Origin of the sequence: Idiomarina baltica OS145 (genome assembly GCF_000152885.1) — a bacterium.
In the GTDB taxonomy this organism is placed as follows: Bacteria; Pseudomonadota; Gammaproteobacteria; order Enterobacterales; family Alteromonadaceae; genus Idiomarina; species Idiomarina baltica.
Genome location: NZ_CH672408.1, coordinates 133507 through 148448, shown reverse-complemented (window position 1 = coordinate 148448; position 14942 = coordinate 133507). Strand labels below are relative to the sequence as shown.

Genomic DNA, 14942 nt, shown 5'->3' with positions numbered 1-14942 from the left:
ATCTCAGACGTTAGACCAATGCAAGTAAAATACCCGCCGCAACAGCAGAGCCTAACACGCCTGCGACATTAGGTCCCATCGCGTGCATCAGCAGAAAGTTACTTTGGTTTGAGTCTAATCCAACTTTATTGACAACGCGGGCAGCCATTGGAACCGCCGACACCCCTGCAGCCCCAATTAATGGGTTGATGGGCTCTTTACTGAATTTCCCCATCAGTTTTGCCATTAAAATGCCGCTGGCGGTACCTATCGCAAATGCAATTGCACCAAGTATTAGAATGCCTAATGTTTGGAAGCTCAAGAACTGTTCGGCTTGCAACTTCGATCCAACTGCTAAGCCCAAGAAAATCGTCACAATGTTGATGAGATCGTTCTGCGTGGTCTTTGTTAAACGTTCAACGACGCCCGACTCTCGCATCAGATTACCTAAACAGAACATGCCGACCAACGGTGTTGCACTTGGCAATAATAATAACGTCAATAAAATAACGGCCAAAGGGAAGAAAATCTTCTCGCGACGTCCGACCGGCCGTAGTTGCTTCATCTTAATCTGTCGTTCGGATTCTGATGTGAGTAAACGCATGATCGGCGGTTGTATAATAGGCACTAGTGCCATATATGAATACGCCGCAACAGCAATGGCTCCGAGTAAGTCGGGCGCGAGTCGTGATGCCAAGAAAATAGCTGTCGGTCCATCGGCGCCACCGATAATGGATATTGCCGCAGCATCGGCCATCGAAAATTCAATGCCAGGCACAAAGTTTAGTGCAATCGCACCGAACAAAGTTGCAAAGATACCAAACTGCGCAGCACCACCCAGTAGCATCATTTTTGGATTAGCAAGCAGTGGACCAAAGTCGGTCAAAGCCCCCACCCCCATGAAGATAATGAGCGGGAACATGCCGGTATCAATACCTACTTTGTAGACGTAGTAAAGTACGCCCCCCGCCTCGGTAAAACCAGCAAGAGGGATATTGGCTAATATCGCACCAAAGCCGATAGGCAATAACAGCAGCGGCTCAAACTTTTTAGCAATGGCCAAGAACAGCAGGATACCGCCGACGATAATCATCGCAGTTTGCCCTACGGTAATCGCTGATAATCCGGTGGTTTGCCATAACAACGTAAGCTTATCCATGGATTACCCCAGCGTTACCAATTCATCGTCGACCGACACGGCATCGCCTTCCTTAACATGGACACTGCTGACAGTACCACCCTGCTCGGCTTTGATGTCGGTTTCCATTTTCATCGCTTCCATGACGATAAGCACATCACCCGCACTGACCTCATCGCCCTCACTGACATTGACCTTGAAGATATTACCGGCCAAAGGCGCAGCGACAGTCGTACCTTCTCCCGTCGGAGCGTTGTCATCGGAGCTGGATTGCGGCGCAGGTTGAACAGCTTCAAGCTCACCTGCAGCACTAACCGATACTTGGTAAGTCTTGCCATTGACCGCTACATCATAATGCTCGGTACCGCCCTGCGCTGGGCTGCTGGCACTTGCGCTCGAAGCACTCTGCTTAGGCTTTTCAGCGGCTTTAGGTTCATCCGCGGATGGCGCTGGTTCAAACGCATCGGGATTATCACGGTTCTGTAAAAACTTCAGACCGATTTGCGGAAATAAAGCATAGGTCAGCACGTCATCGACGACGTTATCTGCCAGCCGAATACCATCTGCTTTCGCTTTTTCATTCAGCTCTTGAGTCAGCTTTTCGAGCTCATCATCAATTTGATCGGCAGGACGGCAAGTAATCGCCTCGCCGCCTTCAAGCACACGTTGTTGCAACTCCTTGTTGACTGGTGCGGCAGTGGCTCCGTATTCGCCTTTTAATACCGCCGCAGTCTCCTTTGATATATTGGCATAACGCTCTTTACCTAGCACATTGAGCACCGCTTGCGTACCGACAATTTGCGAAGTGGGCGTAACCAATGGGATGAAGCCCAGATCCTCGCGTACTTTCGGGATCTCTTCTAATACTTGATCAAACTTATCCAGCGCGTTCTGCTCTTTAAGTTGGTTTTCCATATTCGTGAGCATACCGCCAGGTACTTGCGCCAATAAGATACGCGCGTCGACTCCTTTTAGAGAGCCTTCAAATTGAGCATATTTTTTCCGCACATCACGGAAATAACTGGCTATGTCCTCAAGCTCAGTAAGTGATAAACCGGTATCTCGATCAGAGCCTTCCGTCATCGCCACCAGCGTTTCTGTCGGCGAGTGCCCGTAGGTCATACTCATCGGCGATATAGCCGTATCCAGCATATCAATACCGGCATCAATGGATTTTTGGTAAGTCGCGACACTAAGACCGGTTGTCGCATGACACTGCATTGCGATTGGTAAATTGGTCTTTTCTTTTAACGCTGACACCAGTTCGAATGCATCATTGGGACGCAATAGACCTGCCATATCTTTGATACATAACGAATCACAGCCAAGGTCTTCGAGTTCCTGTGCCATCTCCACCCATTTTTCCAACGTGTGCACCGGTGACACCGTGTAAGACATGGTTCCTTGTGCATGGCCATCCACGTCTTTTGCCGCTTTAATTGCAGTCTTCAAATTCCGCACGTCGTTCATTGCATCAAAAATACGGAACACGTCGACACCGTTTTCGCGCGCGCGCTCTACGAAGCGACGCACGACATCATCAGCGTAATGGCGATAACCCAAGAGATTCTGACCACGCAATAACATCTGCTGGCGGGTATTGGGCATCGCTTCTTTAAGTTTTCGAATGCGTTCCCAAGGATCTTCACCTAAATAACGAATACACGCGTCGAACGTGGCACCGCCCCACGACTCTACCGACCAAAATCCAATCTTATCGATTTTGTCAGCGATAGGTAGCATATCCTCGAGCCGGAGCCGCGTAGCTAATAACGACTGATGGGCGTCTCTAAATACAAGCTCTGTTAACTTAAGGGGCTTGCTCATATGGAATTCTCCTCGTTATTCGCGTTATTTTTTGCGTTGGGTACGGTAGGCGTGAACGGCTGCAGAGATGGCTGCCACAGTATCATCAGAAGGTTGGTTGCCTGCTTTAGATTGCTTACGTGCGCTTCGCGGCGTCGGTTCATGGGTTGCACCTTTAGGCAGGTATTTTGCCATCATCGACATGCAAAAAATTAACAGCAATAAAAAGGCGATAACGGATGTCATCCCTACAGCCATAATTTCCGCAGCATTTATAAATAACTCAGACACGACTACTCCTTGCGGATTTCCGTACAATTGTTATAAAAATATTAAATACTATGCTAACAGGCTTAGCAAGCGGATAAAGGGGCATATACTGACTATTCAGAATATAAATGAGTGGAAATATAAAATTATTATTTATAAATCAATAGGATAAAGGATAAGAAATAAAAATCAGCAAATCGACTAGCGGATAACTTAATTAGCGGGATTACATGAAATACTTAGAGATGGCGCGCTCGGGAGGACTCGAACCTCCAACCGCCTGGTTCGTAGCCAGGTACTCTATCCAGTTGAGCTACGAGCGCGTATAATGCAGTGTTTGGTTATTGAAATATGGCGCGCTCGGGAGGACTCGAACCTCCAACCGCCTGGTTCGTAGCCAGGTACTCTATCCAGTTGAGCTACGAGCGCAAACATTATTTCAATCAACGTTAAGTATATGGCGGAGAGGGAGGGATTCGAACCCTCGATAGGGCTACAAACCCTATACTCCCTTAGCAGGGGAGCGCCTTCAGCCACTCGGCCACCTCTCCCTAACGTTGTGGCGTGCATTCTAGCGAGACTGACAATAATGTCAATTGCTTTTTTCCCTTTTTGTAACCAAGCGTGGGATATTTAACCATCTCGACGGTTTTTTAGTCAAAACCAGCCAAAAACTAAAAAAGCCAGCATTAAGCTGGCTTTAAGTCTGCGGAACAGTTAGTAGAAAAGTTATTCTTTATCCGGCTTCTCCTCATCCGTCTCTGACTGGATCCGCATATAAATTTCTTCTCGATGCACAGAGACGTCTTTGGGTGCGTTGACGCCGATTCGAACTTGATTACCTTTAACACCTAACACTGTGACCGAGACATCATCTCCTATCATCAGCGTTTCGCCTACACGGCGAGTCAAAATTAACATACCCTACTCCTTAAATACTGTTCCGCGTTCAGCTTGATTAAGAACGGTTCCTTGAACGTAAATAGCTAAATCTACCTTTGAGTGTAACAAGTTATCTTTTCATTACACTATACTGACTATAATAAATTCAAGTTATTTTTTGAATGACTGCTCTAACCAACTAGTAGCCGTAGCTAATGCCTCACTCAAATGTTCTGGGTTAGACCCGCCAGCTTGCGCCATATCGGGACGCCCACCACCTTTACCGCCAACGACATTGGCTGCTTGGTTAACTAAATCACCGGCTTTCACAATCGATGTTAAATCTTTAGTTACGCCCGCTATCAAACTTACTTTTGAGCCTTGCGCAGTTGCTAATAGTACGACGCCAGACCCTAATTGGTTCTTTAAGTCATCCACAATACCACGTAATGCTTTCGCTTCTGTATCCTCAAGCTGAGCGACTATGACTTTATGACCGTTCATTTCAACGGCTTGCTGGACTAAGCCACCGCCAGCTTGCTGAGCGAGTTTCTGTTGTAATTGTTCGGCTTTCCGCTCGAGTTCACGATATTTGCTTTGAAGCTGATCGACTTTACCGAGCAAACCCGTTTCGTCGGTTTTAAAGTCAGCCGTCAATTGATTGAGTATCGCTTGCTGGTTCGCCATAAATTCGAACGCAGCGGCGCCTGTAACGACTTCTAAGCGACGAACTCCAGACGCAATACCTGTTTCATGAGTAATTCGGAATAACCCAATATCGCCTGTTGCAGCCACATGTGTGCCGCCACACAGCTCCATCGAAAACTCACCCATTCGCACGACTCGAACATCGTCATCGTACTTTTCACCAAACAACGCCATCGCACCTGCTTTCTTCGCTTCATCGATATTCATCACTTGCGTTGTGAGTCGAACATTCTTGCGAATCTGTTCATTAACGACACGCTCAAGCTCGGTAATTTGCGCTTTCGTAAGCGGCTCAAAATGAGCAAAGTCAAAACGCATGCGCTCAGCCTCAACAAGCGAGCCCTTCTGTTGTACATGGTCGCCGAGAATGTCTCGTAACGCAGCATGCAACAGGTGAGTCGCCGAGTGATTACGACGAATGTTAGCGCGTCGTTCGGAGTCAATTTCTGCCGTAACAGCATCGCCTAGTTTTATCGTACAGTCCGCCTGACCATGATGCGCAATCGCTTTACCAATATATTGCGTATCCGTGACCTCAAAGCGACCTTGATTTGCTAGCAATACACCGGTATCACCGACTTGGCCACCGCTCTCAGCGTAAAACGGCGTGTTGGCCAGCACCACAACACCCTGCTGGCCCGCTTCAAGTGATTCAACCGCTGTTCCTTCATGAAATAGCTCAACTACAGTCGTTTGCGCTTTGTCTTCAGTATAGCCGTCAAAAACTGACTTCGTGGTCGCTTTTACCTGAGCATTATAGTCGACACCAAACTGTGACGCCTTCTGGGCACGCTCACGCTGCGCTTGCATCGCGGCGTTAAAGCCTTCCTCGTCAATCACCAGTTCGTTCTCGCGCGCGATGTCTGCGGTTAAGTCCATCGGAAAGCCGTACGTATCATAGAGCTTGAACACCACTTCACCATTTAGCGTGTTGCCCGATAGCTGCTTGATCTCGTCATTAAGAATCGCTAAGCCGCGTTCAAGTGTTTTCTCAAACTGCTGCTCTTCACGCTTCAATGCGTCTTCAATAATATGACGTTTTTCAACCAACTCGGGGTAGGCTTCACCCATTAGCTTGACCAGTTCGTCGACCAACTGGTAGAAAAACGTTTGTTTAGCACCCAGTAAATTGCCGTGACGGACTGCTCGACGGATAATACGGCGGAGCACATAACCTCTTCCCTCGTTCGATGGCATGACACCATCGGCGATTAGAAACGAGCAAGAGCGAATATGGTCAGCAATAACACGTAGCGATTTACTGCTTAAGTCACTGACGCCAATAATGTCGGCACTGCGTTTGATGAGTGCTTGGAACGTATCGATTTCATAATTGCTATGCACACCTTGCAGAATAGCGGCAATACGCTCTAATCCCATGCCTGTATCGATCGAGGGGTTGGGTAACGGCTCCATGGTACCGTCCGCTTGGCGGTTATACTGCATGAAGACCAAGTTCCAAATTTCAATATAACGGTCACCGTCCTCTTCAGGCGTTCCAGGAGGCCCGCCCCACACTTCTGGACCATGATCATAAAAGACTTCCGAACAGGGACCGCAAGGACCCGTATCCCCCATCGACCAGAAGTTATCTTTAACGCCTATACGGGAAATGCGATCCTCCGGCACACCGATGTGCTTAGCCCAAATATCGTAAGCTTCATCATCTTCTTCAAATACGGTGACCCACAGTTTTTCGGCCGGAAGTTGTAGCTCTTGGGTTAAAAAGTGCCACGCAAATTCAATGGCTTCGGTCTTAAAGTAGTCACCGAAGCTGAAGTTTCCAAGCATTTCGAAAAAGGTATGATGACGAGCCGTGTACCCGACATTCTCAAGGTCGTTATGTTTACCACCAGCGCGCAAGCAACGTTGTGCAGAGGTCGCTCGGGTGTAGTTTCGCTTATCAGTACCTAAGAACACATCTTTAAAAGGCACCATACCCGCATTAGTAAATAATAATGTGGGGTCATTAGCAGGAATCATTGAGGCGGAGGGTACCCGTTGGTGACCTCTTTGCTCAAAAAACTGAATAAATTTTTCTCGAATTTCAGCGCTTGTAATGCTCATTAAACACCCTGTTTTTTGCACGCATTTGTCATAATTTATGATCCCCTAGATTACCATGTGAAGGTTTTGATCACTAGTCATCATCATGCGCTTGTATTGCAAATTTGATGTGTTCTTGCGAAAAGCCGCGTTGCATCAAAAATCGTGCTCGTTTGGCCCAGTCTTTGCGATCACTCGGTTGTGTCGAGCCAAACTTGCTTAGATAAACCTGCTGACATAGCTCAAACCAGTCCACTTCTAATTGTTGCAAAGCTTGTTCAATAAGTGCTTTATCGACGCCACGCTGTTGCGTTGCCTGTGCCACAATTTTGGTTCGTCCTTGTCGCTGCATGACTTTTTCTCGTGCAAAGCTCTGAGCAAAACGTTCATCGCTTTGCCAGCCCTCTTCTTGCATGCGATCAACAACCTGCTCCACAAGCGGGCGTTCAAAGCCGCGTTGGCTCAGTTTGTAAATTAATTCAAAACGACTATGCTCTCGCTTAGTTAATAGTTTAAAACATTTCTCTCTGAGCACCTGCTCATCATCATGTGAACTTTTCAAACTGTATTTACTCCAACGTACAACCGAATAGCAAAGGATAAGCTCTATGAAACCATTTTTTCCTTCACGGAATATTATCATCGCTACCGCGATAGCAGTACTCGCCAGTGTATCATTCGGCGCTACCGCACAGACTAAAACCGCCGATCAAATTCGAGTGACCGGTGCAGCATCCGCGTCAGCAGTGCCAGATCAAGTCAGTCTTCAGTTTAGCATCGAGCAACGCGGCGATAAATTGAGTGCCATGAAAGGTTTAGTAGACCAAACGACAGAAAAGCTATTGCGCGATCTTGTCAAACGAGATGTCCCGGAGCGCAATATTCGTTCTTACCAGCTGCAGGTGTATCCCCAGTATCAAAATGACGACGGGCAAACTAAACAAGACGGTTTCGTGGTCATGCGCGAAATATCTATCACGCTACCCGACATCGAGCAATATGATCAGATCGTAGATTTAGCGCTCGCTCAAGGTGTCACGCGCGTGAGTCAGGTTCGGTTTGAGGTATCAAATCAAAAAGACTTGTATCAACGCGCTCTAGCAGATGCCTTTGCTGCGGCACGTGACAAAGCAGGTCAATTAGCGGGCGTCGCACAACGCGAATTAGGTTCAGTGTTAGAGATTACAGAGCAATCTTATCCACGCCCCGTCGTTTTCCATATGGCTGAGGCACGAATGGACGCCAAGTCTCCATCGATGCCCGGCGAGCAGCAAATTGAAGCTCGCCTAGAGGTCGTTTTCTCGCTCAAATAACAGGTAAAGCAATATCTGCTGGCACTTGGTGACTAACGCAGTGTAGTCCACCCCCACCCAGTACGAGTTCACGCGCTGGGTGGCTAACCACTTTCCTATTGCCAGCATAGCGTTGAATAACATCCAACGCAGGTTCGTCCGTACTGAGATCAAATTGTGGAACAACAATCACCTTGTCAGTCGCAATGAGATTCGTATAGCTACAACAAATCGGTAAGCTCAGATCGCGTACAAGACTTTGACTATCGCTAATAATGCCAGCTCGATCCTGGGCTAGCGGTTGTTGTGGCTTCGGTAATGGCAGAGGCACTTTGGTGATTTCCGGTGGAAGCTGTTCAATAACCTCTGCTAACTTTTGGCAAGTTAAAAAGTCTGGATGAGTCGGATCTTCAGTTGCACAATATAACAGCACGTCATCAGCAATGAACAAAGCGAGATTATCCATGTGCCCACTCGTTTCGTCAGCGCTCAGCTTGCCATCAAAAAAGTAAACTTCGAGCCCAGCTAAATTTTTCTCGACACGACGTGACAGTTGTTTCACAGTCAATTCGGGTTGTCTTGATTTCAGCGCCGCCAAGCCCATCAAAGCCACTTGGCCATTATGAGTCAGCATGCCCCCCTCGCCAATCAATTTGGATACTGGATACAGCTGTTCAGCAAATAACTGTTCAGGCAACTGGCTGTCTTGCTCTATGGTCTGTTGCACATCCCCCCAACCGTCAAATTCCATCAATAGCCCACGCCATTCGCCTGACTCTTCTTGATACCAAAGCGGCAGAATATCGCGCATCCAAATATCATCGTATGAGACCGTCTGCGGAGTCAGTAAACAAATAGGGTGGTACTGCCGTAACAGCTGCGCGAGCGATTCGATACATTTACGCGCAGGGCGCGCAGACTGTCGCCACACGTCACGACGGTAGGGCTGAGCCAACACAATCTGCTGGCCCGGAGCAAAATCTGGGCGCCAATAAACCATCATCAGCCTGCTTATTTACGCTTATTCTTGTTTACACGTTGTGCTTCGCGTAAGCGGTCCTTGCGCTTAGACGTCGCTTTACGGATTTTTGCGAACTTACGCTGCTTAGATTCCTGATGACGCGGATCAACGAAGGATTTATCTTCTGGCTGCAATCCCACCTTTGCGCGTAATTCATTAACCTGATCGAGTTCAAGCTCACTCCATCCACCTTGGGGGAGGCCTGACTCAAGCTTGATATCGCCATAACGCACTCGAATCAAACGGCTCACTTGAACTTCTTGGCTTTCCCACAAGCGTCTCACTTCACGATTCCGACCTTCTTTAAGTGTCACGTGGTACCACCGGTTCATGCCTTCACCGCCGCCGACCGCTTTGATGGTATCGAAGTGCGCCAGTCCATCCTCGAGTTGAACCCCCTTTTTGAGGCGATTAATCATCGCGTCGGTCACCTCACCGAATATACGTACGGCGTATTCCCGCTCGACTTCTTGACTCGGGTGCATTAACCGATTAGCAAGCTCGCCATCCGTCGTAAAAAGAAGCAGGCCAGAAGTATTCACATCCAAACGACCGACAGCAACCCACCGTGCTCCACTCATCCGCGGAAGACGCTCATAAACTGTTGGCCGACCTTCGGGATCTTTTCGAGTGCACAATTCGCCTTCTGGCTTGTGATAGGTCAAAACACGGCAGACAACTGAGTTTTCCGACTTAATCACGACCTCATGACCGTCTATACGGACTGACGCATCGGCATCAATTCGCTCACCCACCTGCGCTACCTTGCCATTCACACGGATGCGGCCAGCACCGATCATCGCCTCAATTTCGCGTCGTGAACCATAGCCAGAACGGGCCAATACTTTTTGTAACTTCTCAGTCATGAAGATCGTCTCTCTCAGTTATCGCTGTCTCAGCGGTAGTCTCATCAGAAAAATCAATCGATGGTAATTCTGACAAGTTTGTTAAATTAAAATCATCCAAAAATTGCGCAGTGGTGCCATAAAGCTGCGGTCGTCCAGGCACTTCTTTTTGCCCAACAACCGCGATCCACTGTCGCTCTTGTAATGTTTTAATAATATTCGAACTTACGCTAACACCCCGCACCTGCTCAATTTCACCTCGCGTAATTGGCTGCCGATAAGCAATGAGAGCCAAGGTTTCTAACAAGGCTTGCGAATAACGTGTAGGCCGCTCTTGCCACAAGCCAGCGAGTAACTCGCCAAACTCTGGGCGTGTCTGAAAACGAAAGCCAGATGCTACATTAACTAACTCAATGCCACGGTCATGGTAGTCGTCTTGCAAACTTTTAATGGCGCCTTTCACCCCATTCAATGATACACCTTGCGCCTCAAACAGCTCATACAGGCGCTGTACAGACAGCGGCTGAGGGTGCGCAAACAATGCAGCTTCAATCAGTTGTTTCAATTGCTTCTTGTTCATCAAAAGAGGCTTTTCTGCGTAGATGAATTTCGCTCATGGGTGTTACTTGTGATAATTCTATCATTGATTCCTTCACAAGTTCCAAAATTGCTAAAAAACTTACCACCGCGCCAGCACGACCCTCGCTTTTATTAAATAACTGCCCAAAGCGCAAATACGGTTGCGTTTGTAATCGCTGCAAGATCTGGCTCATGCGCTCGCGAGTCGATAGCTGTTCACGCTGAATATGATGGTGCGCATTTAATTTAATTTGGTTAAGAATACGGCTAAAGGCCAATGTTAAGTCTTCGAGGCTCACTTCAGGTGGCGCTGTGGTAACATGATCACGCGCATTGCTGCTCACTTCGGACAACCACATATCACGGCCGATTTGCGGCTGTTCATCAATATACTCGGCACCGTGCCGAATCGCTTCGTACTCACGTAAGCGGCGCACTAACTCAGCCCGGGGATCGTCTTCTTCATCATCCTCTTGCGGGGGTTTAGGTAGCAATAGTCGACTTTTTATTTCAGCCAGCATCGCGGCCATTACAAGATAGTCAGCCGCCAACTCTAATTTCAACTCTTTCATCATCTCGACGTAGTGAACATACTGCCGAGTGATGGTTAACACGGGAATATCAACGACATCAAACTTTTGTCGACGAATTAAATACAACAGCAAGTCCATTGGTCCGGAAAAGGCATCAAGGATAACTTCGAGCGCATCCGGTGGAATATAGAGGTCTTCCGGCTTTTCAATGACCGGCTCTCCACGTACGAAGCCTAGCGGTAAGGATTGCTGTTCTGCCACGTCCTTGCTATGACTCCATTAAAATTCAAACGGCTGAGTATCACCTGAACCGCCACGAATGACCACGGGGGCGCCCTCAGATAAGTCAACCACAGTCGTTGGTTCTTCGCCTTTATGGCCGCCATCGACAATCAGATCGACACGCTTCTCGAGTTGTTCGCGAATTGTCTCAGGATCGGATTCCGCCAATTCATTATTACCGAGAATCAAGCTCGTCGACATTAAAGGTTCATTGAGCTCTTCCAACAAAGCCAGTGCAATACGATTAGTAGGCACGCGGATACCGATTGTTTTACGTTTTGGATTCAATAGCCGCTTAGGTACTTCTTTAGTGCCTTTAAGAATAAAGGTATAAGGTCCAGGCGTGTTATTTTTCAACAATCTGAATGCATCGTTATCGACTCGAGCGTAGGTCGACAACTCAGAGAGATCACGACACATCAAGGTAAAATTGTGTTCCTTGTCAATGTCTCGGATTTGGCAAATACGGTCGACCGCCTTTTTATCGCCAATTTGACAGCCAATTGCATAGCCCGAATCCGTTGGATAAACCACGATACCACCTTGACGAATAATATCGACGGCTTGCTGGATAAGGCGCTTCTGTGGATTCATCGGATGTACTTCAAAATATTGGCTCATAGCCCCTCCATACCCGAGTGTGGTCTTTAACTGAACCAGTCATTCCATATTGGCACACAAGCATCCGGCAGACAAAGATTTTTGCCTAAATCACGCCACTGCGAAGGATAATGAAAATCAGAGCCTTGCGAAGCCTTTAATTGGAAATCCTTAGCAAATTCAGCTAAAGCTGAGCGCTGACCTAAAGTTTGCTGACCGATGCTGACTTCAATACCATCAAGCCCCCAAGTTTTCGCTTCACCGATGAGCTTTCTCAGCCATTTGTTAGACAGTTGATAGGCATGTGGGTGCGCTAACACTGCGCTACCTCCGGCGTCATGTATCGCTTTAATCGCATGCCCAATTGAACACCACTGCGGCCTTACGTAAGCAAAATTACCTTTGCCGATAAATCGATCAAAGGCTTTTTGAACTTGATCAACATAACCGTGCTGAACGAGCTGATCGGCAATATGCTTTCGGGTAGGAATACCGTCGCTATCAATCTCAACATTGATATCACGGGCGGCAAGCTTTTGGATTATCGAATCGATGCGCTCCCGACGGCGATTTTGCTGCGTTTGCAGCAGCCGCTGTAAGCTTTCACTGCGTGTGTCGACATTCAAGCCAACAATGTGAATTTCAAAATTTTCCCACCAACAGGATAACTCAACCCCCGCCACCAACGTCATATCATAATGCGCTTGCTCAATATACTGCTGAGCTTCATCCACGCCGTCAATATTGTCGTGGTCAGTCAGCGCTAACACCGAAACACTGTTATTGTGTGCCCGATCAATCAACTCGGGCACAGTCAGGCTACCGTCAGAATGCGTACTATGGCAATGTAAATCGATTATCAAATTAAATCCTTGCTGCGAGTTCCGCCCCTTGACGAATCGCACGTTTCGCATCGAGTTCAGCGGCTACGTCAGCGCCGCCAATCAGATGCACGGGTTTGCCCTTTTGCTCTAGCGAAGATTGTAACGCGCGTAACGGAACCTGTCCTGCACAAATAATAATGTTATCCACTTCAATCAGTTGCTCTTTACCATCGCGCTCAATCAATAAACCCTCGGCTGTCACTTTCTTGTACGTCACGCCATTCCACATGTGCACTTTTTTACTTTTCAGTTCAGTACGGTGTACCCAGCCCGACGTTTTACCCAAGCCTTTACCCACTTTGCTCTCTTTGCGCTGTAGCAACCAGACTTCGCGAGGACTGGCTTCGGGGTGTTGCTCTTTTAAACCGCCACGCGCTTCATACGATTTATCGATTCCCCAACGCTCGCTCCAAGCCGATTCATCAAGTGTCAGTTGCTCTTCAGTCGTCAGATACTCTGCCACATCAAAACCAATACCGCCTGCACCAATCAGCGCTACACGTTGGCCGACCGCTTTATGATCACGCAAGACATCCAAATAACTCAATACATGGGGCTGATCGATACCTTCAATATCAACTTGGCGAGGTAGTACTCCGGTGGCCAAGATGACTTCGTCAAAACCACCCTCGGTGAGACTTTCAGCCGATTGTTCCGCACCCAAGACGCGTTTCACCCCCGCGTCTTTTAAGCGCTCATCGAAATAACGTAAGGTTTCGAAAAACTCCTCTTTGCCAGGAATTTGCTTCGCGTAATTAAACTGCCCACCGATGTCGCTCGCTTTATCAAACAGTGTTACATCATGCCCACGCTCAGCGGCGAAGCAAGCAAACGCTAACCCCGCAGGACCTGCTCCAACCACCGCGAGCCGTTTTGACTGTTGCGTTGGCTGCATTAATAACTCAGTTTCGTAGCATGCGAGTGGATTAACCAGACATGACGCACGCTTATTCGAGAACACATGATCAAGACACGCCTGATTGCACGCAATACAGGTGTTTATTTTTTCAGGTTGTTGACGTTGCGCCTTGATCACGAGTTCGGGATCGGCCAATAGCGGGCGTGCCATCGATACCATATCCGCTTGCCCACTGGACAATATATGTTCAGCAATTTCAGGCGTATTGATACGGTTAACAGCCACAACGGGTACTGACAGTGACTGCTTCACACGCTCAGTGATCCATGCAAACGCGCCCCGTGGTACCGACGTCACAATCGTTGGCACACGCGCTTCGTGCCAGCCAATACCGGTGTTGATGATGGTCACTCCGGCTTTCTCAAGCGCTTGTCCTAATTCAATCACCTCGTCGAGCGTATGACCGTCTTCAACCAAGTCCAGCATGGACAATCTAAAAATAATAATAAAGTCCTTACCCACTTGCTCTCGCACGCGATTAACGATTGCAAGTGCTAAGCGACTACGTCCGTTAAAATCGCCCCCCCACTCATCCGTGCGCTTATTTGTGCGTGGGCAGAGAAATTGATTAATTAAATAACCTTCCGAGCCCATAATTTCAACACCATCATACCCTGCTTTCTGAGCCAGCTTGGCACAACGCCCGTAGTGACTAATGGTATTGGTGATTTGTCGCTCACTCATCGCTTTGGGGCTAAAAGGCGTGATAGGCGCTTTAATTGCACTCGGAGCAAGAGAGAACGGGTGATAGCTATAACGTCCCGCATGCAAGATCTGCAGGCAAATTTTACTGTCATGCTTATGAACAGCATGCGTAACTTTGCGATGTTTAGCGACGTGCCACGGCTTTGACAGTTCACTCCCCAAAGGCGCCAGTCGACCTCTAAAGTTTGGACTAATACCACCGGTGACAATCAAGCCGACACCGCCCTTAGCACGAGCCTCGTAAAAAGCCGCCAGCTTTTCGAAGCCGTTTTTCTCTTCTTCGAGTCCCGTATGCATTGAACCCATGAGTACGCGGTTTTTTAATTGAGTAAAGCCAAGATCAAGCGGCGTGAAAAGCGTCGGATACTGTTGTGTGTTAGCTACCATCTTCATTATTCTCTATTTTAAACGGGCGTTTAATTTTAGCTCACTCTATACCTTTATAAGTATTTG

14 protein-coding genes and 3 tRNA genes are annotated in these 14942 nt (G+C 47.9%); 1 reads left to right on the top strand and 16 read right to left on the bottom strand.

All coding sequences use genetic code 11. The features are described 5' to 3' along the window. Positions 1–10: 10 nt before the first annotated feature. The 9 genes from OS145_RS11310 to OS145_RS11270 form a co-directional block, all read right to left on the bottom strand. Entirely contained in the window at positions 11–1138 is a 1128-nt protein-coding gene (locus OS145_RS11310) for a sodium ion-translocating decarboxylase subunit beta (RefSeq protein WP_006956596.1), read from the bottom strand. Positions 1139–1141: 3 nt separating this feature from the next. Beyond that, positions 1142–2944, bottom strand: a complete 1803-nt coding sequence (oadA, locus tag OS145_RS11305; RefSeq protein ID WP_006956595.1) for a sodium-extruding oxaloacetate decarboxylase subunit alpha — start codon at positions 2942–2944, stop codon at positions 1142–1144. Between the two features lie 24 nt (positions 2945–2968). Beyond that, positions 2969–3214, bottom strand: a complete 246-nt coding sequence (locus OS145_RS11300) for an OadG family protein (RefSeq protein WP_006956593.1) — start codon at positions 3212–3214, stop codon at positions 2969–2971. Positions 3215–3439: 225 nt separating this feature from the next. Next, positions 3440–3516, bottom strand: a tRNA-Arg gene (locus tag OS145_RS11295). A 29-nt stretch (positions 3517–3545) separates the two neighbouring features. Further along, positions 3546–3622, bottom strand: a tRNA-Arg gene (locus OS145_RS11290). Positions 3623–3651: 29 nt separating this feature from the next. Further along, positions 3652–3744, bottom strand: a tRNA-Ser gene (locus tag OS145_RS11285). A gap of 178 nt (positions 3745–3922) precedes the next feature. After that, positions 3923–4114, bottom strand: coding sequence for a carbon storage regulator CsrA (csrA, locus tag OS145_RS11280; RefSeq protein ID WP_006956592.1), 192 nt, complete (start codon positions 4112–4114; stop codon positions 3923–3925). A 132-nt stretch (positions 4115–4246) separates the two neighbouring features. Further along, complete coding sequence (alaS, locus tag OS145_RS11275; RefSeq protein WP_006956591.1) at positions 4247–6850, bottom strand: alanine--tRNA ligase; 2604 nt, start codon at positions 6848–6850, stop codon at positions 4247–4249. 73 nt (positions 6851–6923) lie between these two features. Further along, positions 6924–7391, bottom strand: a complete 468-nt coding sequence (locus OS145_RS11270) for a regulatory protein RecX (RefSeq protein WP_006956590.1) — start codon at positions 7389–7391, stop codon at positions 6924–6926. 46 nt (positions 7392–7437) lie between these two features. Between OS145_RS11270 and OS145_RS11265 the strand changes: the two genes are divergently transcribed. Then, positions 7438–8142, top strand: a complete 705-nt coding sequence (locus tag OS145_RS11265) for an SIMPL domain-containing protein (protein ID WP_006956582.1) — start codon at positions 7438–7440, stop codon at positions 8140–8142. Here OS145_RS11265 and OS145_RS11260 read toward each other — a convergent pair. From OS145_RS11260 to OS145_RS11230, 7 genes are read right to left on the bottom strand one after another with little or no spacing between them, the layout of a single operon-like run. After that, positions 8135–9124 carry an agmatine deiminase family protein gene (locus OS145_RS11260; protein ID WP_040488135.1) on the bottom strand — a complete coding sequence of 330 codons (990 nt, stop codon included), beginning with the start codon at positions 9122–9124 and terminating at the stop codon, positions 8135–8137. The two genes, OS145_RS11265 and OS145_RS11260, sit on opposite strands and share 8 nt — an antisense overlap. An 8-nt stretch (positions 9125–9132) precedes the next feature. Further along, complete coding sequence (gene rluB / locus OS145_RS11255) at positions 9133–10008, bottom strand: 23S rRNA pseudouridine(2605) synthase RluB (RefSeq protein WP_006956577.1); 876 nt, start codon at positions 10006–10008, stop codon at positions 9133–9135. Next, positions 10001–10567 (bottom strand): SMC-Scp complex subunit ScpB, encoded by a 567-nt coding sequence (gene scpB / locus OS145_RS11250; RefSeq protein WP_006956576.1) that lies wholly within the window; start codon positions 10565–10567, stop codon positions 10001–10003. Before scpB ends, rluB begins: the two co-directional genes overlap by 8 nt. Continuing rightward, positions 10536–11360 carry a segregation and condensation protein A gene (locus tag OS145_RS11245; protein WP_006956575.1) on the bottom strand — a complete coding sequence of 275 codons (825 nt, stop codon included), beginning with the start codon at positions 11358–11360 and terminating at the stop codon, positions 10536–10538. Before OS145_RS11245 ends, scpB begins: the two co-directional genes overlap by 32 nt. Before the next feature lie 18 nt (positions 11361–11378). After that, positions 11379–12002: an L-threonylcarbamoyladenylate synthase gene (locus OS145_RS11240; RefSeq protein WP_006956574.1), complete on the bottom strand. Its 624-nt coding sequence runs from the start codon at positions 12000–12002 to the stop codon at positions 11379–11381. Between the two features lie 26 nt (positions 12003–12028). Beyond that, positions 12029–12844: a PHP domain-containing protein gene (locus OS145_RS11235; protein ID WP_040488133.1), complete on the bottom strand. Its 816-nt coding sequence runs from the start codon at positions 12842–12844 to the stop codon at positions 12029–12031. Between the two features lies 1 nt (position 12845). After that, on the bottom strand, positions 12846–14876 hold the full coding sequence (locus OS145_RS11230; protein ID WP_006956566.1) for an NADPH-dependent 2,4-dienoyl-CoA reductase: 2031 nt from the start codon (positions 14874–14876) through the stop codon (positions 12846–12848). Positions 14877–14942 lie beyond the last annotated feature (66 nt).